39 protein-coding genes are annotated in these 21,583 nt (G+C 66.3%); 22 read left to right on the forward strand and 17 right to left on the reverse strand.

Translation table 11 applies throughout. The features are described 5' to 3' along the window. From terL to OUA97_RS01365, 3 genes are all read right to left on the reverse strand, one after another. The gene (terL, locus tag OUA97_RS01355) at nt 1–1,581 is read right to left on the reverse strand and encodes a phage terminase large subunit (protein ID WP_267229930.1); all 1,581 of its coding nucleotides are present in this window, start codon (nt 1,579–1,581) and stop codon (nt 1–3) included. A 3-nt stretch (nt 1,582–1,584) separates the two neighbouring features. Continuing rightward, a complete protein-coding gene (locus OUA97_RS01360; protein ID WP_267229931.1) occupies nt 1,585–2,055 on the reverse strand; it encodes a hypothetical protein in 471 nt (156 codons plus the stop codon). 356 nt (nt 2,056–2,411) lie between these two features. Further along, the gene (locus OUA97_RS01365; RefSeq protein ID WP_267229933.1) at nt 2,412–2,690 is read right to left on the reverse strand and encodes a hypothetical protein; all 279 of its coding nucleotides are present in this window, start codon (nt 2,688–2,690) and stop codon (nt 2,412–2,414) included. Nucleotides 2,691–2,943: 253 nt separating this feature from the next. Here OUA97_RS01365 and OUA97_RS23380 point away from each other — a divergent pair, with 253 nt between their 5' ends. Then, nucleotides 2,944–3,123, forward strand: a complete 180-nt coding sequence (locus OUA97_RS23380) for a helix-turn-helix domain-containing protein (RefSeq protein ID WP_416362400.1) — start codon at nt 2,944–2,946, stop codon at nt 3,121–3,123. Nucleotides 3,124–3,224: 101 nt separating this feature from the next. On the opposite strand, the gene OUA97_RS01370 is transcribed toward OUA97_RS23380, so the two are convergent. From OUA97_RS01370 to OUA97_RS01420, 11 genes are all read right to left on the reverse strand, one after another. Beyond that, entirely contained in the window at nt 3,225–3,395 is a 171-nt protein-coding gene (locus tag OUA97_RS01370; protein ID WP_267229934.1) for a hypothetical protein, read from the reverse strand. A gap of 100 nt (nt 3,396–3,495) precedes the next feature. Then, nucleotides 3,496–4,395 carry a hypothetical protein gene (locus tag OUA97_RS01375; RefSeq protein ID WP_267229935.1) on the reverse strand — a complete coding sequence of 300 codons (900 nt, stop codon included), beginning with the start codon at nt 4,393–4,395 and terminating at the stop codon, nt 3,496–3,498. A gap of 2 nt (nt 4,396–4,397) precedes the next feature. Then, nucleotides 4,398–4,619, reverse strand: coding sequence for a hypothetical protein (locus tag OUA97_RS01380; RefSeq protein ID WP_267229937.1), 222 nt, complete (start codon nt 4,617–4,619; stop codon nt 4,398–4,400). After that, the gene (locus OUA97_RS01385; protein WP_267229938.1) at nt 4,616–5,536 is read right to left on the reverse strand and encodes a YdaU family protein; all 921 of its coding nucleotides are present in this window, start codon (nt 5,534–5,536) and stop codon (nt 4,616–4,618) included. The genes OUA97_RS01380 and OUA97_RS01385 overlap by 4 nt, the downstream gene beginning before the upstream one ends. Further along, a complete protein-coding gene (locus OUA97_RS01390; protein ID WP_267229939.1) occupies nt 5,533–6,954 on the reverse strand; it encodes a DnaB-like helicase C-terminal domain-containing protein in 1,422 nt (473 codons plus the stop codon). Before OUA97_RS01390 ends, OUA97_RS01385 begins: the two co-directional genes overlap by 4 nt. Then, entirely contained in the window at nt 6,951–7,547 is a 597-nt protein-coding gene (locus tag OUA97_RS01395) for an MT-A70 family methyltransferase (protein ID WP_267229940.1), read from the reverse strand. The genes OUA97_RS01390 and OUA97_RS01395 overlap by 4 nt, the downstream gene beginning before the upstream one ends. After that, nucleotides 7,544–7,888: a hypothetical protein gene (locus OUA97_RS01400; RefSeq protein WP_267229941.1), complete on the reverse strand. Its 345-nt coding sequence runs from the start codon at nt 7,886–7,888 to the stop codon at nt 7,544–7,546. Before OUA97_RS01400 ends, OUA97_RS01395 begins: the two co-directional genes overlap by 4 nt. Continuing rightward, complete coding sequence (locus tag OUA97_RS01405) at nt 7,885–8,418, reverse strand: GcrA family cell cycle regulator (protein ID WP_267229942.1); 534 nt, start codon at nt 8,416–8,418, stop codon at nt 7,885–7,887. The genes OUA97_RS01400 and OUA97_RS01405 overlap by 4 nt, the downstream gene beginning before the upstream one ends. Then, nucleotides 8,415–8,828: a VRR-NUC domain-containing protein gene (locus OUA97_RS01410; RefSeq protein WP_267229943.1), complete on the reverse strand. Its 414-nt coding sequence runs from the start codon at nt 8,826–8,828 to the stop codon at nt 8,415–8,417. The genes OUA97_RS01405 and OUA97_RS01410 overlap by 4 nt, the downstream gene beginning before the upstream one ends. Further along, nucleotides 8,828–9,517 carry a hypothetical protein gene (locus tag OUA97_RS01415; protein WP_267229944.1) on the reverse strand — a complete coding sequence of 230 codons (690 nt, stop codon included), beginning with the start codon at nt 9,515–9,517 and terminating at the stop codon, nt 8,828–8,830. Before OUA97_RS01415 ends, OUA97_RS01410 begins: the two co-directional genes overlap by 1 nt. A gap of 53 nt (nt 9,518–9,570) precedes the next feature. Then, the gene (locus tag OUA97_RS01420; protein ID WP_267229945.1) at nt 9,571–9,987 is read right to left on the reverse strand and encodes a hypothetical protein; all 417 of its coding nucleotides are present in this window, start codon (nt 9,985–9,987) and stop codon (nt 9,571–9,573) included. Nucleotides 9,988–10,064: 77 nt separating this feature from the next. Between OUA97_RS01420 and OUA97_RS01425 the strand changes: the two genes are divergently transcribed. After that, nucleotides 10,065–10,280, forward strand: a complete 216-nt coding sequence (locus OUA97_RS01425) for a hypothetical protein (RefSeq protein ID WP_267229946.1) — start codon at nt 10,065–10,067, stop codon at nt 10,278–10,280. 335 nt (nt 10,281–10,615) lie between these two features. Here the strand turns inward: OUA97_RS01425 and OUA97_RS01430 are convergent, their stop codons facing one another. Further along, complete coding sequence (locus OUA97_RS01430; protein ID WP_267229947.1) at nt 10,616–10,825, reverse strand: hypothetical protein; 210 nt, start codon at nt 10,823–10,825, stop codon at nt 10,616–10,618. Between the two features lie 90 nt (nt 10,826–10,915). Here OUA97_RS01430 and OUA97_RS01435 point away from each other — a divergent pair, with 90 nt between their 5' ends. From OUA97_RS01435 to OUA97_RS01500, 14 genes are all read left to right on the forward strand, one after another. Beyond that, entirely contained in the window at nt 10,916–11,620 is a 705-nt protein-coding gene (locus OUA97_RS01435; RefSeq protein ID WP_267229948.1) for a LexA family protein, read from the forward strand. Between the two features lie 561 nt (nt 11,621–12,181). Beyond that, nucleotides 12,182–12,676 carry a hypothetical protein gene (locus tag OUA97_RS01440; RefSeq protein WP_267229949.1) on the forward strand — a complete coding sequence of 165 codons (495 nt, stop codon included), beginning with the start codon at nt 12,182–12,184 and terminating at the stop codon, nt 12,674–12,676. Further along, the gene (locus OUA97_RS01445) at nt 12,676–13,005 is read left to right on the forward strand and encodes a hypothetical protein (protein WP_267229950.1); all 330 of its coding nucleotides are present in this window, start codon (nt 12,676–12,678) and stop codon (nt 13,003–13,005) included. The genes OUA97_RS01440 and OUA97_RS01445 overlap by 1 nt, the downstream gene beginning before the upstream one ends. Continuing rightward, nucleotides 13,005–13,175 carry a hypothetical protein gene (locus tag OUA97_RS01450; RefSeq protein ID WP_267229951.1) on the forward strand — a complete coding sequence of 57 codons (171 nt, stop codon included), beginning with the start codon at nt 13,005–13,007 and terminating at the stop codon, nt 13,173–13,175. Before OUA97_RS01445 ends, OUA97_RS01450 begins: the two co-directional genes overlap by 1 nt. A gap of 13 nt (nt 13,176–13,188) precedes the next feature. Further along, nucleotides 13,189–13,383 carry a hypothetical protein gene (locus tag OUA97_RS01455; RefSeq protein ID WP_267229952.1) on the forward strand — a complete coding sequence of 65 codons (195 nt, stop codon included), beginning with the start codon at nt 13,189–13,191 and terminating at the stop codon, nt 13,381–13,383. Next, the gene (locus tag OUA97_RS01460; protein ID WP_267229953.1) at nt 13,380–13,574 is read left to right on the forward strand and encodes a hypothetical protein; all 195 of its coding nucleotides are present in this window, start codon (nt 13,380–13,382) and stop codon (nt 13,572–13,574) included. The genes OUA97_RS01455 and OUA97_RS01460 overlap by 4 nt, the downstream gene beginning before the upstream one ends. Further along, a complete protein-coding gene (locus tag OUA97_RS01465) occupies nt 13,571–14,071 on the forward strand; it encodes a hypothetical protein (protein ID WP_267229955.1) in 501 nt (166 codons plus the stop codon). Before OUA97_RS01460 ends, OUA97_RS01465 begins: the two co-directional genes overlap by 4 nt. A 9-nt stretch (nt 14,072–14,080) precedes the next feature. Next, entirely contained in the window at nt 14,081–15,103 is a 1,023-nt protein-coding gene (locus tag OUA97_RS01470) for a PD-(D/E)XK nuclease-like domain-containing protein (protein ID WP_267229957.1), read from the forward strand. Further along, nucleotides 15,103–16,179 carry a recombinase RecT gene (locus tag OUA97_RS01475; RefSeq protein WP_267229958.1) on the forward strand — a complete coding sequence of 359 codons (1,077 nt, stop codon included), beginning with the start codon at nt 15,103–15,105 and terminating at the stop codon, nt 16,177–16,179. The genes OUA97_RS01470 and OUA97_RS01475 overlap by 1 nt, the downstream gene beginning before the upstream one ends. After that, a complete protein-coding gene (locus tag OUA97_RS01480; RefSeq protein ID WP_267229959.1) occupies nt 16,176–16,892 on the forward strand; it encodes a hypothetical protein in 717 nt (238 codons plus the stop codon). The genes OUA97_RS01475 and OUA97_RS01480 overlap by 4 nt, the downstream gene beginning before the upstream one ends. Continuing rightward, nucleotides 16,892–17,200, forward strand: a complete 309-nt coding sequence (locus OUA97_RS01485; RefSeq protein ID WP_267229960.1) for a hypothetical protein — start codon at nt 16,892–16,894, stop codon at nt 17,198–17,200. The genes OUA97_RS01480 and OUA97_RS01485 overlap by 1 nt, the downstream gene beginning before the upstream one ends. Further along, entirely contained in the window at nt 17,197–17,718 is a 522-nt protein-coding gene (locus OUA97_RS01490) for a hypothetical protein (protein WP_267229961.1), read from the forward strand. Before OUA97_RS01485 ends, OUA97_RS01490 begins: the two co-directional genes overlap by 4 nt. Nucleotides 17,719–17,832: 114 nt before the next feature. Further along, a complete protein-coding gene (locus tag OUA97_RS01495) occupies nt 17,833–18,216 on the forward strand; it encodes a hypothetical protein (RefSeq protein WP_267229962.1) in 384 nt (127 codons plus the stop codon). After that, nucleotides 18,213–18,533: a hypothetical protein gene (locus OUA97_RS01500; protein WP_267229963.1), complete on the forward strand. Its 321-nt coding sequence runs from the start codon at nt 18,213–18,215 to the stop codon at nt 18,531–18,533. The genes OUA97_RS01495 and OUA97_RS01500 overlap by 4 nt, the downstream gene beginning before the upstream one ends. A 4-nt stretch (nt 18,534–18,537) precedes the next feature. Here the strand turns inward: OUA97_RS01500 and OUA97_RS01505 are convergent, their stop codons facing one another. Together OUA97_RS01505 and OUA97_RS01510 are read right to left on the reverse strand one after the other, a co-directional pair. Continuing rightward, a complete protein-coding gene (locus OUA97_RS01505) occupies nt 18,538–18,726 on the reverse strand; it encodes a hypothetical protein (RefSeq protein WP_267229965.1) in 189 nt (62 codons plus the stop codon). A 20-nt stretch (nt 18,727–18,746) separates the two neighbouring features. Then, nucleotides 18,747–18,947, reverse strand: a complete 201-nt coding sequence (locus OUA97_RS01510; RefSeq protein WP_267229966.1) for a hypothetical protein — start codon at nt 18,945–18,947, stop codon at nt 18,747–18,749. 73 nt (nt 18,948–19,020) lie between these two features. Here OUA97_RS01510 and OUA97_RS01515 point away from each other — a divergent pair, with 73 nt between their 5' ends. Genes OUA97_RS01515 through OUA97_RS01540 form a run of 6 tightly spaced genes read left to right on the forward strand, consistent with a single transcriptional unit; the run spans nt 19,021 to nt 21,453 of the window. After that, a complete protein-coding gene (locus tag OUA97_RS01515) occupies nt 19,021–19,263 on the forward strand; it encodes a hypothetical protein (protein ID WP_267229968.1) in 243 nt (80 codons plus the stop codon). Between the two features lie 2 nt (nt 19,264–19,265). Next, entirely contained in the window at nt 19,266–19,622 is a 357-nt protein-coding gene (locus OUA97_RS01520; protein ID WP_267229970.1) for a hypothetical protein, read from the forward strand. Continuing rightward, nucleotides 19,619–20,509, forward strand: a complete 891-nt coding sequence (locus OUA97_RS01525; protein WP_267229971.1) for a hypothetical protein — start codon at nt 19,619–19,621, stop codon at nt 20,507–20,509. The genes OUA97_RS01520 and OUA97_RS01525 overlap by 4 nt, the downstream gene beginning before the upstream one ends. Continuing rightward, nucleotides 20,506–20,736, forward strand: a complete 231-nt coding sequence (locus OUA97_RS01530) for a hypothetical protein (RefSeq protein ID WP_267229972.1) — start codon at nt 20,506–20,508, stop codon at nt 20,734–20,736. The genes OUA97_RS01525 and OUA97_RS01530 overlap by 4 nt, the downstream gene beginning before the upstream one ends. Continuing rightward, nucleotides 20,733–21,023, forward strand: coding sequence for a hypothetical protein (locus OUA97_RS01535; protein WP_267229973.1), 291 nt, complete (start codon nt 20,733–20,735; stop codon nt 21,021–21,023). The genes OUA97_RS01530 and OUA97_RS01535 overlap by 4 nt, the downstream gene beginning before the upstream one ends. Further along, nucleotides 21,010–21,453 (forward strand): hypothetical protein, encoded by a 444-nt coding sequence (locus OUA97_RS01540; protein WP_267229974.1) that lies wholly within the window; start codon nt 21,010–21,012, stop codon nt 21,451–21,453. The genes OUA97_RS01535 and OUA97_RS01540 overlap by 14 nt, the downstream gene beginning before the upstream one ends. Nucleotides 21,454–21,583: the final 130 nt, after the last annotated feature.

Raw genomic sequence — 21,583 nt, forward strand, 5'->3', positions numbered from 1 at the left:
TCACAGGTTGTTCAGGTTCAAGCTGTCGTCCACCGCTAGAGCGAGTTCGTTGAAGGCGTCGGCCGCGGCGTCGACCTGGTCGTCATGGGCGCCGGCGGGGAACACTTCGACCTCATCGAGAAAGCCCTCGATCCAGGCGTCGCGCACTGGGTCGCCCGTGGTCAGGATGTAGACGTTGCCGGCCTCGGCCTGGGTCGCCAGCGCCGTTGCCCGGGTGACCTTGGAGCCGGTCGGCCGCTCGTGCTTCACGGCATAGCCATGCAGCTTGTTGACCAGGGTGAGTACATAGCCCTTGCCGGCCGCGCCCGGGTCCTGTGGAAGCCGGATCGTGACCTCCTGGGTGTCCTGGGCGGCGGTGAGCTTCATCTCCGCCTCGAACTTGCCCGGGCTCCACTGGCCCGTGCGGGAGTCGGTGAAGACGTAGATCGCGTCGTCGCCGGTCCCGATGCTGGTGCAGCGGACGCCAGCGCTGGGGTCGCCCCCGCCCTCGGTTGCGCCAATGTCCCAGGCCCGTACGTGCCGCTTCCGTCCGGCCGGCATCGCCGAGATTGGCTTGAACCAATCCCGTTGGAAGATGCCGCCCTCGCGCGGCGCCGGGCGCTGCTGGTACTGGCCGGCCCAGGCGTAAGCGCCTTTGGCCTTCTTGAGCTTGGCGATCTCGGCGGCCGGGAAGCGCTCGGGGAAGAGCAGTTCACCGTCTTCGGTCCGAGGGTCGGTGAAGATGATGGCCGGATTGCCGTCGTTGGCCGGCCGGAGCACCGTGGTACAGCGCCGGTCGGGTTCGAACTCCATCGGCAGGTTCAGGTGAACGAAGCCAAGATCGAGGTCGAGGACCGTACCCGCGACGTCCTTCGAGTGAAGGCGCTGCATGATGATGACGATGGCCGACGTCTGCACGTCGTTCAGGCGGTCGGTGATGCCCTCGCGGAAGGTGGTCACCGCGCTCTCGCGCTCGGCGTCCGATTCCGCGCTATCCACGCTGTGAGGGTCGTCGACCTTCACGCGGTCGCCGCGGCCCCCTGTCATGGCGCTAAAGGGCCTGGCCTCACTGAAGCCGTTCGAGACGTTCTCGAACTTCCCCTTGGCGTTCTGGTCGTGGCGCAGCTGGGTCTTCTCGCCCCAAAGCGCCTGAAACTTCTCGCTCTCGATCAGCCGGCGGAGCTTGGCGTTGTCCCGCAGCACGTTCGGCTGGCTGAAGGACGTGGCCAGGTTCTGGATGTGGGGCATGCCCTTCGGCCCCCACTCCCAGGCCGACCAGAACACCAGCAGGAGCGACTTCATCATCCCAGGCGGGACGGTGATCAGCAGCCGCAGTATCCAGCCGTAGGTGACCGCCTCCAGGTGGTCGCACATGGCTCGGATGGCCCACCCGCTGGCGAACTTCCGCGCCGGCTCCAGGATGTACCAGAACTCTTCGATGAACCCGTGGAGGGTCTCGCACTTGGCTAGGATCGCCTCGCGCTCGGTCTCAACTCGTCGGGCTTCCCGGCGCCGGTGCTGTTCTCGGAGAAGGTCGAGGTAGGCCTCAGCCTCAGGCCGGGTGAGCGCCGTCCCGTTCTTGATCCGGAACAGCGCAGTCACGGCTTAGGCGTCGTCTTGGTCTTGGCCCCGGGCTTCGTACATCGCGAGCTCGGCGGCGATCTCTTCGTCGGTCATCTGACGCGCCCTGCTGGTCACGTCCAGGCGGGTCACGGGCGCCGTTTTCGGCGCCATACGGGCAGCAGCCCACTTGATGGCGTCCAGCAGCACACGCGCGCCGCTCGCATCCACCTTGCGCTTCTCGCTGCCCACTTGGATCTCACCGCCGGTCGCCGCGGCCAGGCCGACCTCAAGGGCCTGCTCCTGGAACACCTCGGCACGCATCTCGCGCGCACGCGCGTAGCTTTGGCGGCGATCGTCGTCGGTTTCGAGCCAGCGGTGCGTCGACGGGGTATCGAGCCCCATCTCTTCACAGGTCGCCTTAAGCGATGCGCCGGATGCGATCGAGTAGAGGACCTGTTCGAGGTCGTCGTCCTTGGGCCGGCGCTTACCCGCTGGCGCGGTCGTCTCGCTCATAGGTTCCTCAGATGTTCGGGGCCGGCGAGCGGCGGGCGGGACGCGCCCATTCCCCGCCGCGACGCCGTGGCGAGCTTCAATATCGACTGCACGGTGCGCCACGTCCGCTTGCCGCTCGTCCCTCCCTAGTCACGGGACGAGAGTGGGTTCGGTCTCGCGCCTCAGAGCCAGGCCTCAGGGTGAGGGCTAGCCGAGCCCTCCCTATGACGGGGGCGGAGACTGCCTTTCTGCGGGTGATGGTCTGCTCTGGGCGCGATTGGTCGCCGCGGCCGGTCAAGGCGCCCTGGTGGGGTGCGGCTGGAAACGGAACGCCCCGAGCCGAAGCCCGGGGCGTGATGGGTGCTCTTCGATCCTGGTCAGGCCGCCGGACACAGCCCGACAGCACCGGCTTGGGTGTGGTCGGTCGTGCGGGCGATCAAGCGGGCGACGAACGAGGCCCGCCTAGCCTTGCCATCGCTGTAGGTCACGCGCTCGACGTCGTGGACATCGAGTTGGCGCCGAACCTCGGCCTCCGGAGTCGGGAACGCGATCTCCATCGCTCGGCTGATGACAGCCGCCGCGGCGTTGAAGACGAACGAGACCGCACTGGCCACGATGGTGAAGAGGCTGACGAAGAAGTAGCGACTGAGCTTCATGATGAGCCCCTGCTCATAGGGCTCTCCGGGCAAGTCCGGAGAGATCGGCGAGGCCGATCTGAGTGGCGGGTGGACCCGCAAGCTTGGGGTGGTCGGATGCTCTGGCCGCCCCTCAGGCGCACCAAATCAATCTGCGCTTTAGGATTGCGAAAATTGGTCGGCTCGCAACTCGATTGTGAGCCAGTTTTTCGCGAAAACCGCAATATGCGGTGTTTTCCCGTCTTTTGACCGCAAAATAACGTACTCTCACACCATGACTGGTTCGGCTCTCAGGGCATGGCGGTTGCGTATGCGGCTCAAGGTCCGCGACGCTGCTGAGCGCCTGGGCGTGTCGATCGATACCTATGGACGGTTAGAGCGGCGGACGCGGGTTCCGCGGTACATTCAGCTGGCGTGCGCGGCCTTGGCATATGGGCTGCCGCCGATGGAGTGATTGCCAAGCTCCGCCGTTGGTGCTGATCTTCCGGCATGACCTGGATGCAATGCACAGTCCCCTTCGCCTCAGATGTCCACCCGCTACAGGAGGCGCTGTTTTCAATCTCGCTTGCCCGTGCGCGGCTTGAGGGAAAGGTCTCCCCAAACCTCGCGCTCTTCACGCGCGACGAGAACTTTGAGCGCACGATCCTTTTGCTGTCGCCAGAGGCCGGGGAACACGCTCATGCGCTCCCTGGAACTTGGGTTGAAGCCGAAGGGATCCACGATCACGGATGGGCGGTCCTCTACAGCTCTGGCGTTCAACCGCCTGACCTCGGCCTTCGTTGGCCAGATCGGTAGTCAGCTTGGACGGCACCACAACCATCGTGCACTAGGCCGCAACGTCCAATCTCTCGGCCCGCCTCGCGCGCTCCGCCACAAGCGACCGCCCAGCATCATCCAGCCCTGACACCAGCAGGCGTCTAACCGTCCGGGCGTCAGAGCGCATCGCGGCCGCTGCCTGGCTGACCCGCATGCTCTTTCCGCATACGTGGTCGAGGGCGGCTTTCTGGCGCTCGGAGAGGCCCTTGCAGAAGTCGGCGTAGTCCTGGCCGGCTTCGATGATACGGGGCTGGGGCCCCTTCGGCCCGAATCCGCCGCCCCCCTCCCCGCGGCTGGAGGTCATTCCCATGACGATCTCGAAGCACTCGCCGTAGTGCCGGCCAGTGGCAGCGCGGCGCTCGGCGTCAGGGCCGTCGCCCAGGTAGCCGGACCAGAGGGCATGCTCGAGGCCGGTGAGGTTCCTGGCGCGTAGCCCCCGGCTGTAGACCAGCGCCGGCAGACCGCGCTCCGGGCCGCCGCGATTGATGATCCGGGCGCCGTGCTCGTCCCGGGCGATTTCCGCGGTCTCGGCCACCTTGGCCTGGATCGTCTCGCCCCGCTGCATGGCCCTCAGGATCGGCTCACGGGCTTCCCCCATCAGCGCATAGGCGGCGAGTTCCACCGACTGGATGTTGGCCAGATCGTCGGCCAGGCCGCGGAGCTTGTTCTCCGCCCGCTTGATGGCCTTGCGGTTCTTCTTGGGGTCGCCGGCCCGCAGATCATCGAGCTCGACCTGAGCGTCATGGAGGCGCGTCTCGGCCTTGGCGATCTTCAGGACGTACTCGGGATCGCGCATCGGCTCGTCGAGCGCGGCCGCCCTACGGTTCGCGTCCAGCAGGCGCCGGCGCTTCTCCTCGCTGATCCGGCGGCGGGTCTCTTCGGGGGTTTCGGTCTTGGTGACGGTGCTCAAGGTCAGATCCCCAATGAACGGCGGGCAACGGCGAGGTTCGACGCGATGGCATCGAGGTGGTTCTGCAGCGCGGCGTGAGCGGCCTCTGTGGCGCGGGCCAGGCGCGCCGGGTCGCCCCGGTAGACCTCCGCCTCGAACACCAGTTGAGCCGCCTCCAGTTCCTTGCCGGTCGCGGTGCGATTCAGGCCGGACTGAATCACCTGTTGCGGGGTGGGCTTGGTCACGCCGCCCTCCCTTCAGCCGGAGCCGGCATGTAGCCGTTTGCCATCAGGATCTCGGCGGGCAGCGTGCAGCCGGGCTTTCCGGGCGCCGGGCCCCACTCGAGGCGGTTCCAGTAGGCGTTCTTGCGGTACTCCTCGATCCGGCGCTTCCAGACGGTTCGGGGGTCGACAGCGGCGGCGGGGGCCGGCGCAGTGCTAAGGGATTTGGGCGCATCGTTGACCGCCCGGGCCATCCAGTTGCGCCACGTCGCCGGCCAGTCGGCATAGCGGGCGTCCTTGCCCAGCGCCCAGTTGCGGAAACGCTCGGCCTGGTAGGCGGCATCGACGTTGGCGCCGGCAAGTCGGGCTTTCTGCTGCTCATCGACGATGGCTGAGGCCGTGGGGAAGTCGGCCGGGATCGGTGTCGCAGCTTTGCGGCGGGCTCGTTTGGCTGGCTCCGGCTCGTCACCGAACAACCCTTCGCTGCCCCCCGTGGGGGGCTTAGGGGGTTCTTCTCTTACTGGTTCTGGTTCTGGGTTTGGAAACGCGCGCGTGTCTGCTGGCAAATCGCTAGCATTGCTAGGATCGTTTTCCTTTGTTTTCAGCGCCTTGGCCTCGCCGCCCTTTTTCCCGGCTTGTTTGCGCGCCGATTTCTTCCGCGAGATGTCATCGTATTCCTCGCGAAGTCGCTTCTGCACGAGGCGCCCCCGCGACAGCTTGAAGAACTCGTCGAGGACCGGCTGGGCGACCCTCGCGAAGTCCTCAGACGACAGCCGGATCTTGCGGGCGATCCAGGCCGGATCGTTCGGCAGCGAGCACCCGGGCGTGCGCCAGCAGAGGCGCATGAGGCGGCCATAGGCGCCGTCCTCCTCCACACTCAGGTGGGCCGTGGCGGCGTCGTAGTCGTCGACGTAAAGGGGGATGTAGGGGTGGGTGCTCAACGGTCGTCCTCCCCGTCTGTGATGAAGTCGAACTCGGCGTGGTAGCTCTGGCGGTCGGTGCCCTCGGGGCCGGCCCGCTGCTTGCCGCAGATCACGTCCAGGCGCCGGCGGGTGTCGCTGCAGCGCATTTCCCAATCGAGGTGCTTCTCGCGCTGCGTGGCCGGCGGCTCGGCCTTCTGGAGGTAGTAGAACTCGCGGAAGGGGAAGAGCACGACGTCGGCGTCCTGCTCGATACTGCCGGACTCTCTCAGGTCGGCCAGGGTCGGCCGTTTGTCGTCGCGGGTCTCAACCTGGCGGGACAGCTGCGAGAGCAGGATGATCGTGATCTTGAAGCGGCGGGCGAGCTGCTTGAGGCGCATGGTGATCTCGCCCAGGACGCTGGCCTCATTCCGTCCGTTGGCCTTGGGCCGGCGCATGAGCTGCAGGTAGTCGATGACGATGGCGCCGATCTTCCCGCGCCGGCTGAGGGCCCAGACCTTGCGCTCGACGTCCTCGATCGAGAGCGCCGCACAGTCGTCCAGGGTTAGGTTGGCCGGGACGCGCCGGAAGGCATCGTCGATGTTCATGAAGTCCATGGGCGTGAGCGAACCGGAAGCCATGGCGCGGTACTCCACGCCCTCCCCGTTGCCGGCCTCATAGGTCAGGGCCGAAAGCTCCCGCTGCATCATCTCCTCGGGGCCCATCTCGATCCCGAGGAAGAGGAAGCGGTGCTCAGGGTTGCGGACCGCGGCGCCGTGCACGATCGCCCGGGCCAGGCCGGTCTTGGACATGCCCGGCCGGCCGCCGATGACGATCAGGGCCTCAGGCTTCAGGCCGTTGCAGCGGCGGTCGATGCACCGCAGGCCGGTCATCAGGCCACGGGGCCGGCCATGGGCCGCAGCCTCGCGCATCTTGGCAATCGCGTTTTCCGCCGCCTGAGGCGCGTCGATCATGGACGCATCGCCAGGAGCCGCCGAGCGCTCGACCTGTTCGATCTCCGAGCGAAGCCCGACGGCAACCTCGAAGGCCGCGACGTCGTGGTCCTCGCGGGCCCGCTTCAGGCCGTCCTCGCAGACGTGGATGAGTTCGCGCCTCAAGGCATTGTCGAAGACGCTGCGAGCGTACTCTGGCGCCATGGATGACGGCGGGGCCTGATCGACCAGATCGGCGAGGTAGCCCGTGCCGCCCAACTGCTCGAAGTCGCCGTCGCCCTTGAAGCGGTCGGCCAGCAGGATCGGCTCGGCGCGGTGGCCTTTGACGATCTCCACCTCGATCGCCGCGAACAAGCGCTGATGGAACGGCTCGGCGAAGTGCTCGGGTTTGAGCATGCCGCCCAGGAGTCCGTGGGCGGCATTGTCGTAGAGGATCGCGCCAAGCAAGGCCTGCTCGGCGTCGTGGTTCACTGGCAGGTCCGGTTTGCGGGCGGTGGCCGTGTTCATGCCGCCACCTCATCGAACTTGCCGACCTCAAGGCCCCAGGCGTCCCAGCCAGGAGCGCTCTCGCGGCTGAACATCTCGAGGTATGGGCCGTCCGCATAGGCTTCGATCCGCTCGCGAGCCTGGTCAGGCTTTCGGCTGTGCTGCCGGCGGGCGGCCACGATCAGTTCGCGAACCGCCTTGGACTTGCGCACCGGCTTACCACGGCGGCCCAGGAGGCAGATCTCGGTGTTCTTGCGGGTCGTGTAGCCCATGCCGACGTGCCAATCGGCATCGGTCACGAACATGGACGAGGCTGCGCCAGGGTTCAGCTTCGCCCAGAGGAAGCCGATGCTGGAGTACTTGAACCCCCAGGCGGACATGACCGCGAAGGCCTGCTGAAGGTGCGGCCCGGTCGTCCAGAGAAACAGGTGCGCGTCCCGCGCCGCCACCTGGGCGACCGGCAAGGCGCAGATGTCCGCAAGCGGCATCGTGGCATACTTCGCCGAAGGCGAGCGAGACGTCTGCCCCTTGGCCGAGCGCGAGGCATGGTGCCAGGCGGGATCGGCGTAGATCACGGCGTACTTTCCGGCCTGAGGGACCTGCAGGAGGCTCATCGGGCCACCTTGGCCCAGCGGGCGTCAGCGGCAGCCTTGGCTCCCAGGCGGCCGCCCTTGATCTCGGCGCCGCGCACATGGGCGACCCGGCCCAGGCGTGCCTGCAACGTCTCGGGATCATGGATCCGACCAGCAGCCTCGGCGGCGGCGTCGATCAGTTCCAAGGACAGATCTTCGCGCAGGCTGTCCTCGCAGCCGGCCAGGACGGCCTGGATAGACTCGCGGGCCCGAGCCTCAAGCTCGGCGTCACGGGCCCGGCGATGGTCCTTCGTGCGCCCACGGTCGATATGGTCCTCGACGCGGAAGCCGCGGGCGTAGGGGTTGGCGGCGATCCGGCTCATGCCGCGAACTTCCGAAGGGAGCGGACGTAAGCGCTGCCCATTTTGGCGTTGGCCTGGGCTCGCGAGATCGAAAGCGCGCGGTGCGGCCGGCAGTAGTTGGGATGGCCGCCATCCTTGGGCTCACAGCAGGCGTGCATGACCTCGGCCCCGGGCACATCGATCGGCCACTTGCATCCCCGACCACGATCCTCCCACGGCCGCGGGGTCGAGCCAGGAAGGGGGTTCCAGGCGCGAGCGATCTCGATCCGCTCCTTGGGAGCCAAGGCCGCCACGCAGAGCTGCGACTTCTGGCGCTTCGGCTTCGGTCGCGGAGTGAGCGGGTTCGCCTTTGGATGACGCTGCGCGGGATCGCTCGGCTGGTCCCGGGCGCTCAGGCCAAGACGGTGGATCTTGCCCATCACCGCGTTCCTGGACACTCCACCGAGTTCCTTGGAAATCTGCGTGGCGGACCAGCCTTCTCTCCAGCGTTGGGTAGCGGCCGCGATCCTCTCCGGGGTCCAGGCGGCTACGTTCTCTTTGGTGGCGCTCATGCGGCCCTCCGCAGGATGCGCGCCGTCATCGTCAGGCCATAGGCCCGGAGCCAGCGCGTCAGGGTTTCTTCGACCTCTTCGATGGTGCGGCAGACGGCGTACCCGCAGCCGAGCGCGGTGACGCGCTGGCGGAACGCCACCTGATCTTCGGAGAGCGCACCGGAGGAGGTCTTGAGCTCCAGAAACGCGACCTGCCCGTTGGGCATGACGAAGATGAAGTCCGACCAGCCGGCAGCTAGGCCCATGGCCTTCAGCTTGCGACCGGTCTTGGGGTCCCGCTTCTCGCCAGCGGGAAAGTGGCTCCAGGGAAGGTGCGCCGGCCACGCGCGACGGATGAACGCCGCCACGGACATGTGGAGGCTGATCTCCTTCGCGGGCTTGCGAGGAATGCGCGTGGCCGGCGTACGCATCAGGCGGCGGCCGGCTGGTCGGCGTCGGCGCCGGTGTTCATGAACCCGGAGCGCTTGAGCTTCCGGATCTTGTCGTCGACGATCTCCTGCTCGTCAGGCTCGTCGGCGTTGAGGTTCACCGGCTCCGCATCGGCGTCCGGGGTCGAGCGCTTCTGACGGAGTTCCTGGCCCGCGAGGAAGTCCTCCTGCGTCGCCTGCTGGCCCTTCTCGTAGCCGCGCTGGACCGACTGGTGGAACCTTGGCGGTGTGCCTTCGGGGATGACATCGAGCAAGCCGGCGCGGCCGCGCATGTAGCCTTCGGCCTCGTAGTGGACCTCGTCTCGGGCCTCGTCCGGCATGGCCGCGACGCCGTCGCCGAAGAGATCGGCTTGCACACCGAACACCGGGAGCCCGAGGGCCTCGCGGTCCCGAGCGCGGCGGTTCTCTTCTTCGAGCAGGTTGCGCAGCCGGGAGGTCGAGTCCTCCAGCAGCGTCAGCATGTACTTGCGGGTATAGCCCTTGCCGAGATCGGCCTTGGCCTCGTTGATCAAGGCCGTGAACTCGTCCTGCGCCTCTTTGAGCGGCGCCTTCAGTTCCTCGACCTCGGCGGCTTTGCCGCGGAGCTTGGACATGTGGTGGGTGAGCAACTGGCGGTGCTCATCCTTCGACAACGCGGTGACGCGCGACGGCTTCGGATCGTCTTTGGACATTGCGCCCTCTTCGTCTGGCCGGACTTCACCGCCCCGGCCGGGTGGCGGGTGTTTCAGCCGGTGTGACGGTTGATCAGGTGGCCGACGTCGCGGACCTCTTCCTCAGCCTCACGGTGCACGCGGGCGATGGTCTCGATCTCGTTGGGAGTCAGATCGCCGTCGGACGCGGCAAGGCGGACGGTGGCCTGCAGCTTCATCGCGGCCTCAGCGGCGCCGCAGGCCTCGTCGATCAGGTTCTTCGCCTGGACCACTTCAGGCCGAGCTTCGAACAGGGCGCGCGAGTAGATCGGCTTCCCGCAATAGGCTTCGAGATCGAAGATCACGTCGGCCGGCAGGTATGAATCGCCGTGGGGGTTCTGGCATTCGCCCAGCTGGGACTTGCCGACCCGGCAGGCGCCCGAGGCCTCGACCAGGCCCCCACACGCTTCAATGAGTTGGCGCGCCAGACGCGCGTGCTGACGGCGGTTCATGGGCGGAAGTCCTGGCTGCAATTCCGGGTGACGGGGGAAGCGCGACCGCAGATGTTCCCGGCCATGAGGAGCGGCCCATGGAGACCCTGACGACGGCGCTGATCGCGGCTGCTGTCATGGCGGGCCGATACCGAGACGACGCTCGGAGGAACCCGGAGCGCGCGGCGGGCTGGGAGCGCATGGCCGATCGCTGGAGCGTGGTTGCGTCCGGGCTGGCGGGCGATTTGGTGGAGGCGGCGAGGTGTCAAACCCTGGGAGGTCCTGCCGCCCCCTTCCCCGGCCACAAGGCGTGACATGGCCGAAGCTGAATGGGGGTGGCGCCGGCCGCTGGGAGGAACGGCCGGCGCCTGGACGAGCACTCGGGGGAGAGTGACGCTCGTCGTTCTGGAAAAGGTCGTGCCCCCGAGCATGGGTCAGGCCGCTCCCGATGGAAGCAGCGAGCCGGAGAAGTGAGCCAAGTACTCCGCGACGCTCGTCGTCACGCTGAGCGCCGACACCGCTCCAAACGCAGCGGCATATCCGAGATCGCTGGAGCGGTAGGCTACGAGAGCGGCCGCGCCATAACCCAAGGCCAACACTGCATGGCAGGCAACGAGGCTGATTTGCGCAAGCTCAGCGGTCCCCATGCTCACGCCGCCCGACCTTCGGGGGTGGCGTTGGCGGCCATCTCGCGGAGCTTGCCCCGGGCAGCCTCGAAGCTCTTCAGGGTCGGCGACACTCGTCCCGAGCGCCACTTCCACCAAAGCGACGGGTGCACGCTTGCAGCCTTTAGGGCTGCTGTCGGCGCGATGCCTGCAGCAGCGCAATCGCGCTCAAATTCGATGATGAGGTCGGACATGAACGCAAGAGTGCCGCATTAATGCTTCTCTTGCAACCGCATTCATGCGGCTCCCATACCCTGAGGCTGTGCCGCAAAGATGCGGCCGTCATGGAACCTGCTGAAATCATCCGCCGCTGGCTGAACGAGACCGCCGCCGCACTCGGCCTCTCACACGCGGCATGGGCAAAGAAGGCCGGCGTTGCGCCCTCCACAGTCCAGCGGGCCGTAAAGCCCGACTACGAGTTCGTGACGTCCAGCAGAACCCTTGCAAAGCTAGCCAGCGTCGCTGGGGTCTCACCCCCATCCGTAGTGGAAGAGGCCGCGCAGTCTGCGCCCACACCTCGCTCACCTAGCGGCCTGCCCATCCGGCGGCGCGTCCAGGCAGGAGCATGGCTTCAGGTGGATGACGTCGGCCAGGTCGAGCCTAAGCGTTACCCAGCGAGCCCCGACCCGCGATTTCCCAAGGCCAAGCAATGGCTTTCGGAGGTGGTGGGCGACTCCATGAACGCGCTCGACAACCCGGGCCCAATTATGGAGGGCGACCTCGTCCACGTTGTTGACGTGATCGACAGCGGGTACCAGCCCCGCCCAGGAGATGTTGTCGAAGCCGAGCGCATCCGGTTTGGTGGCCACGAGATCGAGGTCAGCATTAAGCAGGTAGCATTCAATGATGGTCGACTGGAATTGTGGCCGCGATCGACCAATCCCGCTTACCGCGAGCCGCTAGTTATCAGTGGCGGCGAAGATGACGACGAAACGACCGTTCGGATTGCTGGGTTTGTCGTCACACAACTGCGACGGTTTAGCAGCTAGTCCCTGCTGACCCTTGGTGAAGCTGCTGTGCAGCAGGCATAGGACTACTCCCGCATCCGCCGAAGCGAACCCGGGAGGCCCAGCCTGGGGACTTCTGACCCTCGGAGCCAGCCGCCGCTTGCAGGCCTTCACCACCCAACGCTGGGGATGAAGATGGTGGCGAGTTTCAGCGAAGCGTTCGCTGCCGGCCGGGGCTCCACCTTTCGGACTCCCCTCGGGCTAGGCCGGTTCCCACAGTTGCCTCGCAACCCGCGCCGCTGCCGTTAATCCGACCGGTTCATCGGGCCGCCTGAAGTCAGATTGTGCGCTTCCGCGACGCCCTCTATGGTCTGAGCGTCTTAGCAGACGGGAGCCGTCCAATCCGGCTTCAGGAGAGGTCAAGCGTTTCGACCGCTTGGCCTCTCGCTGCTCTCGAATCGAGAACACCACCAGAACATCCAGCGGTTCGAACAGGCACGCAAGGATGCGTGTGCAGAATGTTTGCGGTGATGGCCGCATTTATGCGTTGACCACATCGCCGCATTTATGCTTTTCTCTCCTCATCGAACGGGGAGACACACCTTGTCCACCAGCTTCACGATTACCGACCAGGCCGAGCTTCAGAAGCTCGCGCCGTTCCTCGAAACCGAGGCCCGCAAGGACGCTGCGAACGTCCACTATTTCTTCACCGAGCGTGCCCGCCGTCGTGGGACCAGCTTCTCGGGCTCCGCCCCGCTGACGCCGCCGCGTGAGCGCTCCGAGGCCGAGCGTCTGCTGGCCGCCAAGGCCGCCTACGCGAAGAACCAGCGCCCCGAGATCGCGCTCCGCCGCAAGCTGCTGTTCGCCCTCGCCGACCTGGGTGAGCACGGTTACGGCCACACCGCCCAGCGCGTCCGCGGCCACTACGACCGTGACCTCGCGGACCATTCGGCGCCGGTCTGCCCCGACGCCATCGGCCGGGCCCAGATCGAACTGCTGAGCATCCCCTCGGAAGACGTGGTCGCCAGCGGGTTCGTCCGCGACGCGCTCGCGGCTCTGGCTGGGCTGCTGGTCCAGTCGGTTCAGGAGGCTGCGTAATGGTCCTGGCCTACGCCCTCGATGAGCGCCGTCCGCCGCTGCAGGACTGGAACGGCAAGCTCCACGTCGTCAACGGCTCGCCGCTGTCGAAGCCTTTCCCGCGCGACCGGAACTTCTGGATCGTAACGGCGGAGGACGCCCTCGCCGTCGAGGTCGCCTACTCCGACGAGTACATGCTCTGGACCCGCCGCGAGACCTACGTTCGGCTCGACGGCGAAACCGGCGCCTGGGAGCCCGACGAGATCGCGGGCTGGACCGACAGCTACGAGGACGCCTGCCAAGCGGCGGTCATGCTGTCCCTGCTGCTGATGACGGGGGCCGCTGCGTGATGGCCCTCCCCGCCCCCGAGCGCACCCTCGCTGACGAGGCCATGGCCTTCCTGGTCTGGACCGTCCGCGGCGGGTGGAAGCAGCTCATCACCCTCCTGATCATCGCCGCCGGCCTGCACCAGATCGTCTGGTGGATGGGCGCCGGCCTCGACGCCCTCGGCCTCGGCTGACCGGACACCCGAAATGCAATCCCATCGCACCGACTACGAGGCCGTGACGGCCGCCGGGAAGGTCATTCGCACCTTCGGCGACGAGAAGACGGGCCGCATCTGGGTCAACCGGAAGCGCAACGACTTCCCCGGCCTCGACCTCTTCGAAGTCACCACGACGGTCCAGCGGCGCCGGCTGCGGACCACTGCTCTGCGAGCCGTCGCATGAGCAGCCTTCAGCAATCCCTTGAGCGGGTCGAAGCCCTGCTCGGCGAGGCCAGCGGCGTCGCCCTGAGCACCGAGCCGCGGCGGGCCTTCAGCCTGATCGTTGAGGCCCAAACCCTCGTCGCTCAGCAGCGAGCGGGCCTGAGCAGCACCGATGCTGTCCAACCCCAAGCCCTTGGAGGGAGCGTCCAGTGACCGGATCGACAGGCTTCCTCGTCTGGAACCCGGCGCATGGCATGCCGACATTCGTCCACCAGACGTTCCTCGGGGCGGTTGCTGAGGCCGATCGGCTAAAGCGAGCCCATCCAGGTTCGCGGTTCGTCGTGATGGCGCCGGTAGAGGATATGTCCGGCGTGGGGTACGCCCTCGGCTGGAGTCGTGGCCGTGAACAGGCCCATCGCGACGTGATGGATGCCGACGCTCGTGCCGACCGGGCGCGTGACGAACTGTTCGATCTCCAGGCCCACACACGTCTGCTGAACGTCTTCTCGGAGAACGCCGAGGAGTTCCAAGCAATCGTCGCTGACTGTCTGCTCTGGTTCGACGGCTTCGCCGCCGCCCAGTCCGGCCGCGACACCTGCGAGCGCTCGCACCTTCCGCACCGCGACAAGCTCACAACTTTGAACGCGGCCTTGCAATCCGTTCTCAGGGCGCAGCGGAGCGCTGACCTCGAAGCCGAAATTCCCTTCTAGGAGCTTGCCGTGAAACACCTTCCAGACGGCATCTACGTGAACCTCAAGGACGAGGTCTACTTCGCCCAGGACCGGCTCGGCTCGACCGACCTGACCGTACTGCACAACCGCCCGGCCGACTGGTTCTACGGGTCGCGGCACAACCCCCATCGGCCTGAGCGCGACGCGTCCGATGAGATGCTCTTCGGCTCGGCGCTGCACGTCCTCGTTTTGGAGGGTGAGACCGCCTACCGCGAGCGCGTGAAGCTGCGCCCGGAGGAGTACCCGGCCACCGACCGCAAGGGCTTCGAGACCGGCGAGATGAAGCCGTGGAACGGCAACTCCGGCTGGTGTCAGAAGTGGCTGGAGGAGAACGAAGCCCCTGGCGTCGTGATCCTGACAGAGGACGCCGACCGCCGCGTCCGGCACATGGCCGAGCTGATCCTCAACCACCCCGAACTCGGCGAGCCCATGAAGGCCGGCCTGTCGGAAGTCGCGGTCCTCTGGACTGACGAGAGCGGCGTGAAGTTGCGCGCCAAGTTCGACAAGCTCCTGCCCCGGTTCGTCGTCGACCTGAAAACCTTTGGCGGCGACGCCAAGGGTAAGACCGTCAAGCAGCAATGCCTGGGCCTCGTCGCCCAACGGCACATGGATGTGCAGCGCTTCCTGTACTTCCAGGCCCGCCAGCGCATGGCGGACCTGCCGATCGTCGGAGCCACGCCGGCCCAGCGCGAATGGCTGCTCAAGGTCAGCAAGGTCGAGGCCTGGCAGTGGTGCTGGATCTTCTACCGCCGCCGCGACGACAAAGCCGGCTACGCGCCGGTGATCAAGCCGATCATCCGCTCCCACTTCGACGCCAGCTTCGATAGCGGCCGCCAGAAGGTCGAGGTCGCCCTCGCCAACTACCGGACCTTCCGGGACCGGTTCGGCTTCGATGTGCCGTGGGCGGTCGTCGAGCCCGCCGAGGAGCCGGTCGACCACGAGTTTCCGCCCTGGCTCAGCGACGTCGCCGAGCCCGTCACCTTCCCTGAACTCCATAAGGACGCCGCCTGATGGCCGCCCAAGCACAAGCTCAGACCAACGCCGTCGCCAAGATCGAGCCGCGCGCTCAGGGCGTCGTGGGCGACGTCCAGCGCATGGAGAAGCAGTTCGCCCTGGCGCTGCCCGACCACGTCTCCCCGGAGAAGTTCGTCCGGGTCGTCATGACGGCGATCAACACTAACCCCGACCTGCAGAAGGCTGACCGGCAGTCGGTCCTCGCTGCGGCCATGAAGTGCGCCCAGGACGGCCTGATGCCGGACGGCCGCGAGGCCGCACTGGTGACCTACGGCAACAAGGCCAGCTATCTGCCTATGATCGCGGGCGTCCTCACCAAGGTCCGGCGCTCGGGCGAGTTGGAAACGATCAACGCCCACGTCGTCTACGACAAGGACGTCTGGAGCTACACGCTCGGCGACGAAGAGCGCATTGAGCACCGGCCCTACATGGAGGGCGACCGCGGGAAGGCAATCGCCGTCTACGCCATCGCCAAGACCAAGGACGGCGGCATTTACCGCGAGGTGATGTCCGTCTCGGAGGTCGAGCAGGTCCGCAACGTGAGCAGGGCGAAGGGCAACGGTCCCTGGGTTCAGTGGTGGGGCGAGATGGCCCGCAAGACTGTCCTGCGCCGCCTCTCCAAGCGCCTACCCATGTCGACCGACCTGCAGCAGGTCTTCCAGCGAGACGACGATCACTACGACTTCCGCCAGCAAGCAGCCGGCGCCGCAACTCTGCGCCGGCTCCATGCCGACTTCGACGAGCCGGGCGACGACGCAACGACCGTCGAAGTCGAGGTGATCGACGACGCGCCGAAGACGGGCAACGAGCGCCCTGCAGACGACCTTCCGGACGGCGTGGTGCGCGGCTCGGAGATCAAGACCGACGTCCAGTGGTCCGAGGTGCTCGAGGCTGACCTGAAGAAGGCCGCCGCGGCAGGCGACAAGGCCGCGTTGGAGGAAATCTGGGCGCGGTCCTCGGGCCTGCGCAACCGGCTCGACAAGTCGAACCCAGAGCGTCTGGCCGAGATCGAGGGTGTCTTCAACGACTGCTACCTCGCGGCCGAAGACGCGACGAAAGGCGGTGACCAATGACCGCCCCGATCATCCGCATCATCGACTTCGAAACGACGGGCGTTGAGCCGCCGGCCAAGGTGGTTGAGGTAGGCTACTGCGATCTGTCTCGTTTGGCCGATGGCACCTGGGAGGTTGGCGAGCCCGACTCATGGCTGTGCGCCGTCGATGCCATCCCGCCGGAAACCCGCGCAGTCCACCACATCAGCCTGGACGACGTCATCGGCGCTCCCGCGTTCAATGCCCTGCAGCTGCTCGAGCAATCCAGCCACTGCGCCGCGGTCGCCGCGCACAACATGGAGTTCGAAGAGCGCTGGCTGCAGGCCGATGGCGTCATGCCGCTGATCTGCACCTACAAGGCCGCTCTTCGGATATGGCCTGAGGCGCCGGCGCACTCAAACAGCGTCCTCCGCTACTGGCTTGAAGACCAGGGCAAGCTCGCCCTGGACCACAACACGGCCATGCCGCCGCACCGGGCCGGTCCTGACGCCTACGTCACCGCCCATGTCCTGAAGGCCCTGCTCGAAGCCGGCGCCACCGGCCGCGACATGATCGCCTGGACCCGCGAGCCCCGCGTCTTCCCCACGTGCCCAATCGGCAAGGAGTGGCGCGGCAAGCCTTGGGCCCAGGTCGATAGCGGCTTCCTGCAGTGGATGACCCGCCAAGCCGACATGGAGGCCGATCTCAAGTGGAACGCCAACCGTGAACTGACCCGCCGCCTGGAGTCTGCGTGATGGAAATCGAGCGCAACTTCACCCCCGGCGGCTTCACCCACCGCATCCTCAAGCGGGTCGCCCAGAACGGCGCCACCGTGGACGAGATCCGCGAGGCGTTGGGCCAGGTCGACAACCTCTCGAAGACCCAACGCAAGCGCCTGCGTCGTCACCTCGCGATCCTGGTCGAGGACGGGGCCATCATCCGCTGCAACGAGTGGATCGACATCCTGCCCTATGGCGAGCGCCTGCTGGATGACCTCGAGGCTCAGACGCCCGGCGGCTACTCCCAGCCTTCGGTGCGCTTCTTCGAGCGGAGGGCTGCGTGATGCTGCGCATGTCCGAAGAGAAGCGCCGCGCGCTGAACAGCCTCCGGGCCCAGGTGAAGGAGCTTGAACGCCCCGAGCGCGAGGCCGCGAAGATCGCCAGGGCTCAGGGCCGCCGGAAGCGTGAAGCGGCGATCGACCGCAAGCGGCCTGAGCAGCGCAAGCCGCGCGAGCGCGACAACGGCTACCTCGCCTTCCTGCGCCGGCAATGCTGCGTCGTCGGGCTCATCACCGGCTGGCATTGCTCGGGCCGCATCGACCCGGCGCACATCCGCTACTCCGACGTCAAAGCGGGCAAGGTCAATCCAGGCAGCGGCATGAAGCCGGACGATAAATGGTGCCTCCCCGTCTGCCGCACCCATCACGACGCCCAGCACGCTTACGGCGACGAGCGCAAGTGGTGGGGCGCCGAGGTTGGCGCCGATCCACTCGACCTCTCGGCGGCGCTCTACGCGGCCTATCAGGCTGGTGACGACGGCCGGGCCGCACTGCGCCGCTTCTCCCCGCGGAGCGGTCGATGACGCCCCGCCCCCTCCTGGAAGCCCTGATCGTCCTAGCCCTAAGCGCAGTGCTGTTCAGCCATTGCGCGCAAGACGAGCAACCCCCGGCGGTCGCTCTGGAGAAGGAGAAGACTGGTGGTTGAACTCAACACGACCAAAGCCGCAATCGACCAAATCGAGAAATGCGGGTTCGAATGCGAAGGCGGCCCGCTTTCCAACAACGTCGGCTGGCGTTGGCTCAAGGCGCATCTCGACGGCGGTCCCCTCTACTGTCTCGGGCAGTCGGTAAACTACACCGTCGCGGGCGAGGTCTCGGGCGTCAAAATCTCCCAGGTCGTGAAGCTCTGCGTGGTCGGCATCAGCATGTCGTCCAGCAGCGAGCGCCGGACGTGGACCTACGCGCTTAGCACCGATCCGCCCAGCGCCTACCACTATGGATCGGGAGTGCAGTTCCTTGGCGTGCCCGAAGAGAGCCTGACGCCGTTCTCCCCCTCCCATGAACACGGAGCCGCGAAGTGAGCGAGCAATCCTTCACGCCTGGGCCTTGGGAGGTTGGCGTTCTCGATGCCGGGTCGGCCACGATCCGCGCATCCGCCGATGGCGAGCTTGTCGCTGAATGCTGGATCACGCGCCACAATAGAAGCCGCGCCAACGCCCGCCTGATCGCCGCCGCCCCCGCTCTGCTGGAGGCGCTGAAGGCGCTGATCCCCACCAACGTCGGCAACCCGGCTGCGTCCATCCCTGACGACCAAGTCCTCCCGGTCGATATGACCGTCGGTGAGGTTCGGAAGGCTCTCGCCGCCATCTCCCAGGCTGAAGGCCGCGATCATGGGTGAGGTGCTACTCGATCCGGAAATCCGCCAGGCCGCGCTCATGCGCCCGGCTGAGCAGGTCGGCGAAGTCGTCGGCGTCCTCGAAGTCAAGGGCCGCCAGCAGGCTTCCGTCTTCGCGACCGACAGTCAGCCCAGTCCATTCATCGAACACGAGCCAGCCGTCAGCTTCGCGCCGGATGTTGAAGCGCGCGGTCATGGACAAACCCTAGCACACCGTCAGCCGCCTTTCTCGCGCCGCAGAAGCTCGGCCTCGACCGCTTCACGGATGAACTGCGCCATCCGGTTCTTTCCGGCAACGGCCTCTATACGCGCCATCACCTGCTCAGGCAGGCGAACGGTCGTGGTTTTGATTCCGAGCGGCGGGCGACCCATGCGCACCGCCTTAACCGCCACCGCTTTGTCAGTCAAAGATTGCATATTTCCGATATCGCTTATTGACGCCCATAACCGCCACCGGTTATATAACCGCTATCGGATACGGAGACAACACATGGCCAGCAGCTGGAACGGATACCGCGCTTCGAAAACCGCCCTCGGGGGCCTTCAGAACGGCTACGCAACGCCGCGCGCTAAGCAGGCTTGGGCGCCGGGTGATGTGGTCAACGTCGGCTTCGTGAAGGGCCTCGAGGTGGTGGAAAGGGTCGGCGGCGACTACCGCCTCTGGAACCCCGCCAATGGCAAGAAATACGTCTTCACCCCGCACATGGGCCTTTCGGCCGGATGGGAGTCCTAATCATGGCGACCCGCTACACCTATGCCACCGGCGTCAGCTTCGGCGGCGATGTCCCAACCGCCGAGTTCGACGTCAGGCTGTCCTACAGCTTCATTCCGGGCCGCGCCGAGACGCCGCCCACGTACGACCACGGCGGCTCGCCTGCCGAGCCTGCGATGATCGAGGACATCGAGGTTGTGAAGATCGACGGCAAGTCGCGGCCCTGGGATCGCTGTGACGGCTACGTCTCGGACGACGAACTGGCCGACGCCATCCTCAACCAGCTTGGCGACATCGACGCTGAGCTGATCGCCCATGCGGTCGAAACCGACGCTTCCATGCAGACGCTTGGCGGCCTGCTTCGCGGGTGCGCCGCATGACCCATCCCGCCAACGAACAGCCCAAGCTCGATCTGGAGGCGGTCAAGAGCGCCATCGTCCAGACTATCGCGCTTCTCGACGTCGCGATCGCCGGGACGGTCTTCACCAAGCCGGACGCAGGTCGCGTGGTCGTCAACGTCGCGAAGGCCCAATCCGCACTCGACGGACTTCGCGGAGCCTTCGCCCTCATCGCCAGGGTCCAGGAAGGAGAAGAGAAGAAACCTGTAAGCAACTCTTACAAGTTCACAGGCGCCGTCGAGGTCTGCCCCGACTGCGATATTGCCGACTGCCACCATATCCGCGAGCGCCGCAAGCAGGCCGCGCGTGAAGTGCTCAACATGTACACCTCCCCCTCTACGCCCAAGGCAGGAGACGAGGGCGAACTAGAGCGCGGCAATCGAGAAGCAGAGCGCGAACTGTTCGAAGCGATGCTGAAATGGCTTGGCACGCGCGGGCTGTACGATCCGCGAGACTACTTCCACGGCGGCATCACGGCTGACGACATCATTGAGCAATTGGACGCTCATGAAGACGCTCTCGCCTCCCCCTTCTCGGGGATCAGCAGGGAGACGCTAGGCAAGGCCATCTACCTCGCCATGTACGGCCACCAGGGCGCGATCTGGGAGGCGAACGAGAGCCAAGACGTCTGGTTCGAAGCCGCCGACCGTCTGCTCTCCACCCTCACCGCAGGAGCCTCCAATGCTGAAGGGGATGACATCGGTGATCTGCGCCGAACGAAAGCGAGGCTGAACGACGCGTTGTCGGCTCTGCGGTCCATCGCTGAGGGCAACCTCGGAGACCGCCCGTGGCAGGCTGGTTACGACACCATTCGGCAAGTCGCGCGGAACGCCCTCTCTACCGCCAATGCTGAAGGGGATGCGCGATGAGCGGGAAGCTGACCAAGGCGCAGCGCGAACTGCTGGAGTTGGGCGTTCAAGGCGAGTTGGAGATCAGCCACAACCATCCAGTGGCGCACGAGCTTGACGCCCTAGGGCTGCTCCAGATCGGCGGCATGATCCTCAGGGGTGGCGGCATCCTGTTCAGCCGCTCTGCCAAGATCACTGAAGCCGGCCGCGCCCTTCTCACCGACACCCAGCAAGGAGCGGAGACGTGACGCAGCCTGCCGATCAAGTCGCGCGGACCCTCGCGCCGCGTCGTGGCGACAACGAGCCGGTGGAGTTCAAACCCGCCGCCTGGGATGGCCACCGATCCGTCAGGCTGGCCCTGTCACAAAGCGACGTCGGGCTGGCTACGGCGACCTATTCCTACAACCTGACGCACGAGGAGCGGACGCGGGTCGCTCGACGCATCGCCGCGCTCTGGAACCTTGCGGCCGCATCCCAGTGGTCCACCGAAGCTATCGAAGCCATGACCAACGGAGCGGACAATGGAAGCGTCTGAGCTGATCGGGCGGCTTGAGGCTGCGAGCGAGGGAAGCCGGGAACTGGACATGGCCATCGCCGTCCATGTGGAAGGCTGGTGCCTTCATCCGGCCGACCGCCAGCGCGACGACAGCGCGCAGTCTGACACAGGGTGGACCTGCCTCGACTGTGGCGCCGATAGCTGGGGGAACACGGGGCCGACCGGCCAGAAACGTCACGCATCCGCCCCTGCCTACACCACCTCTCTCGACGCCATCGTGGAGCTCATAGAGCGGAAGCTGCCGGGGTGCGGCTGGGCGGTTGGAAAACGCCCGTCAGGAGGCGGCTGGGCGCGAACCTTCATGCCAACGGGGCTTGAGGTCTACGTCGAGGCGGCCAGCCCGGTCATTTCACTCTGCCTGAGCCTCCTCCGCGCCCTCCAGCACCAGGGAGAAGCCGAACGTGGGTAAGCTGACGCGCGCCCAAGCCCGGTTCCGGTGGCATAGGTGGTTCGCCTGGTGCCCCGTCCGCACTGCTTGTGGCCACGTTCTGTGGCTGGAAAACGTCGAGAGACGCGGCGGTTACGACCATCGGAAAAAC

Source organism: Phenylobacterium sp. 58.2.17 (genome assembly GCF_026411515.1).
Lineage (GTDB): Bacteria > Pseudomonadota > Alphaproteobacteria > Caulobacterales > Caulobacteraceae > Phenylobacterium.

Excerpts from the sequence above, each read along its gene's own strand:
- OUA97_RS01360 (WP_267229931.1), bottom strand. The coding sequence starts at position 2,055 with ATGAGCGAGACGACCGCGCCAGCGGGTAAGCGCCGGCCCAAGGACGAC.
- OUA97_RS01365 (WP_267229933.1), bottom strand. The coding sequence starts at position 2,690 with ATGAAGCTCAGTCGCTACTTCTTCGTCAGCCTCTTCACCATCGTGGCC.
- OUA97_RS23380 (WP_416362400.1), top strand. The coding sequence starts at position 2,944 with ATGACTGGTTCGGCTCTCAGGGCATGGCGGTTGCGTATGCGGCTCAAG.
- OUA97_RS01390 (WP_267229939.1), bottom strand. The coding sequence starts at position 6,954 with ATGAACACGGCCACCGCCCGCAAACCGGACCTGCCAGTGAACCACGAC.
- OUA97_RS01395 (WP_267229940.1), bottom strand. The coding sequence starts at position 7,547 with ATGAGCCTCCTGCAGGTCCCTCAGGCCGGAAAGTACGCCGTGATCTAC.
- OUA97_RS01400 (WP_267229941.1), bottom strand. The coding sequence starts at position 7,888 with ATGAGCCGGATCGCCGCCAACCCCTACGCCCGCGGCTTCCGCGTCGAG.
- OUA97_RS01405 (WP_267229942.1), bottom strand. The coding sequence starts at position 8,418 with ATGAGCGCCACCAAAGAGAACGTAGCCGCCTGGACCCCGGAGAGGATC.
- OUA97_RS01410 (WP_267229943.1), bottom strand. The coding sequence starts at position 8,828 with ATGCGTACGCCGGCCACGCGCATTCCTCGCAAGCCCGCGAAGGAGATC.
- OUA97_RS01415 (WP_267229944.1), bottom strand. The coding sequence starts at position 9,517 with ATGTCCAAAGACGATCCGAAGCCGTCGCGCGTCACCGCGTTGTCGAAG.
- OUA97_RS01420 (WP_267229945.1), bottom strand. The coding sequence starts at position 9,987 with ATGAACCGCCGTCAGCACGCGCGTCTGGCGCGCCAACTCATTGAAGCG.
- OUA97_RS01425 (WP_267229946.1), top strand. The coding sequence starts at position 10,065 with ATGGAGACCCTGACGACGGCGCTGATCGCGGCTGCTGTCATGGCGGGC.
- OUA97_RS01430 (WP_267229947.1), bottom strand. The coding sequence starts at position 10,825 with ATGTCCGACCTCATCATCGAATTTGAGCGCGATTGCGCTGCTGCAGGC.
- OUA97_RS01435 (WP_267229948.1), top strand. The coding sequence starts at position 10,916 with ATGGAACCTGCTGAAATCATCCGCCGCTGGCTGAACGAGACCGCCGCC.
- OUA97_RS01445 (WP_267229950.1), top strand. The coding sequence starts at position 12,676 with ATGGTCCTGGCCTACGCCCTCGATGAGCGCCGTCCGCCGCTGCAGGAC.
- OUA97_RS01450 (WP_267229951.1), top strand. The coding sequence starts at position 13,005 with ATGGCCCTCCCCGCCCCCGAGCGCACCCTCGCTGACGAGGCCATGGCC.
- OUA97_RS01455 (WP_267229952.1), top strand. The coding sequence starts at position 13,189 with ATGCAATCCCATCGCACCGACTACGAGGCCGTGACGGCCGCCGGGAAG.
- OUA97_RS01460 (WP_267229953.1), top strand. The coding sequence starts at position 13,380 with ATGAGCAGCCTTCAGCAATCCCTTGAGCGGGTCGAAGCCCTGCTCGGC.
- OUA97_RS01475 (WP_267229958.1), top strand. The coding sequence starts at position 15,103 with ATGGCCGCCCAAGCACAAGCTCAGACCAACGCCGTCGCCAAGATCGAG.
- OUA97_RS01480 (WP_267229959.1), top strand. The coding sequence starts at position 16,176 with ATGACCGCCCCGATCATCCGCATCATCGACTTCGAAACGACGGGCGTT.
- OUA97_RS01485 (WP_267229960.1), top strand. The coding sequence starts at position 16,892 with ATGGAAATCGAGCGCAACTTCACCCCCGGCGGCTTCACCCACCGCATC.
- OUA97_RS01505 (WP_267229965.1), bottom strand. The coding sequence starts at position 18,726 with ATGACCGCGCGCTTCAACATCCGGCGCGAAGCTGACGGCTGGCTCGTG.
- OUA97_RS01510 (WP_267229966.1), bottom strand. The coding sequence starts at position 18,947 with ATGCAATCTTTGACTGACAAAGCGGTGGCGGTTAAGGCGGTGCGCATG.
- OUA97_RS01515 (WP_267229968.1), top strand. The coding sequence starts at position 19,021 with ATGGCCAGCAGCTGGAACGGATACCGCGCTTCGAAAACCGCCCTCGGG.
- OUA97_RS01520 (WP_267229970.1), top strand. The coding sequence starts at position 19,266 with ATGGCGACCCGCTACACCTATGCCACCGGCGTCAGCTTCGGCGGCGAT.
- OUA97_RS01525 (WP_267229971.1), top strand. The coding sequence starts at position 19,619 with ATGACCCATCCCGCCAACGAACAGCCCAAGCTCGATCTGGAGGCGGTC.
- OUA97_RS01530 (WP_267229972.1), top strand. The coding sequence starts at position 20,506 with ATGAGCGGGAAGCTGACCAAGGCGCAGCGCGAACTGCTGGAGTTGGGC.
- OUA97_RS01540 (WP_267229974.1), top strand. The coding sequence starts at position 21,010 with ATGGAAGCGTCTGAGCTGATCGGGCGGCTTGAGGCTGCGAGCGAGGGA.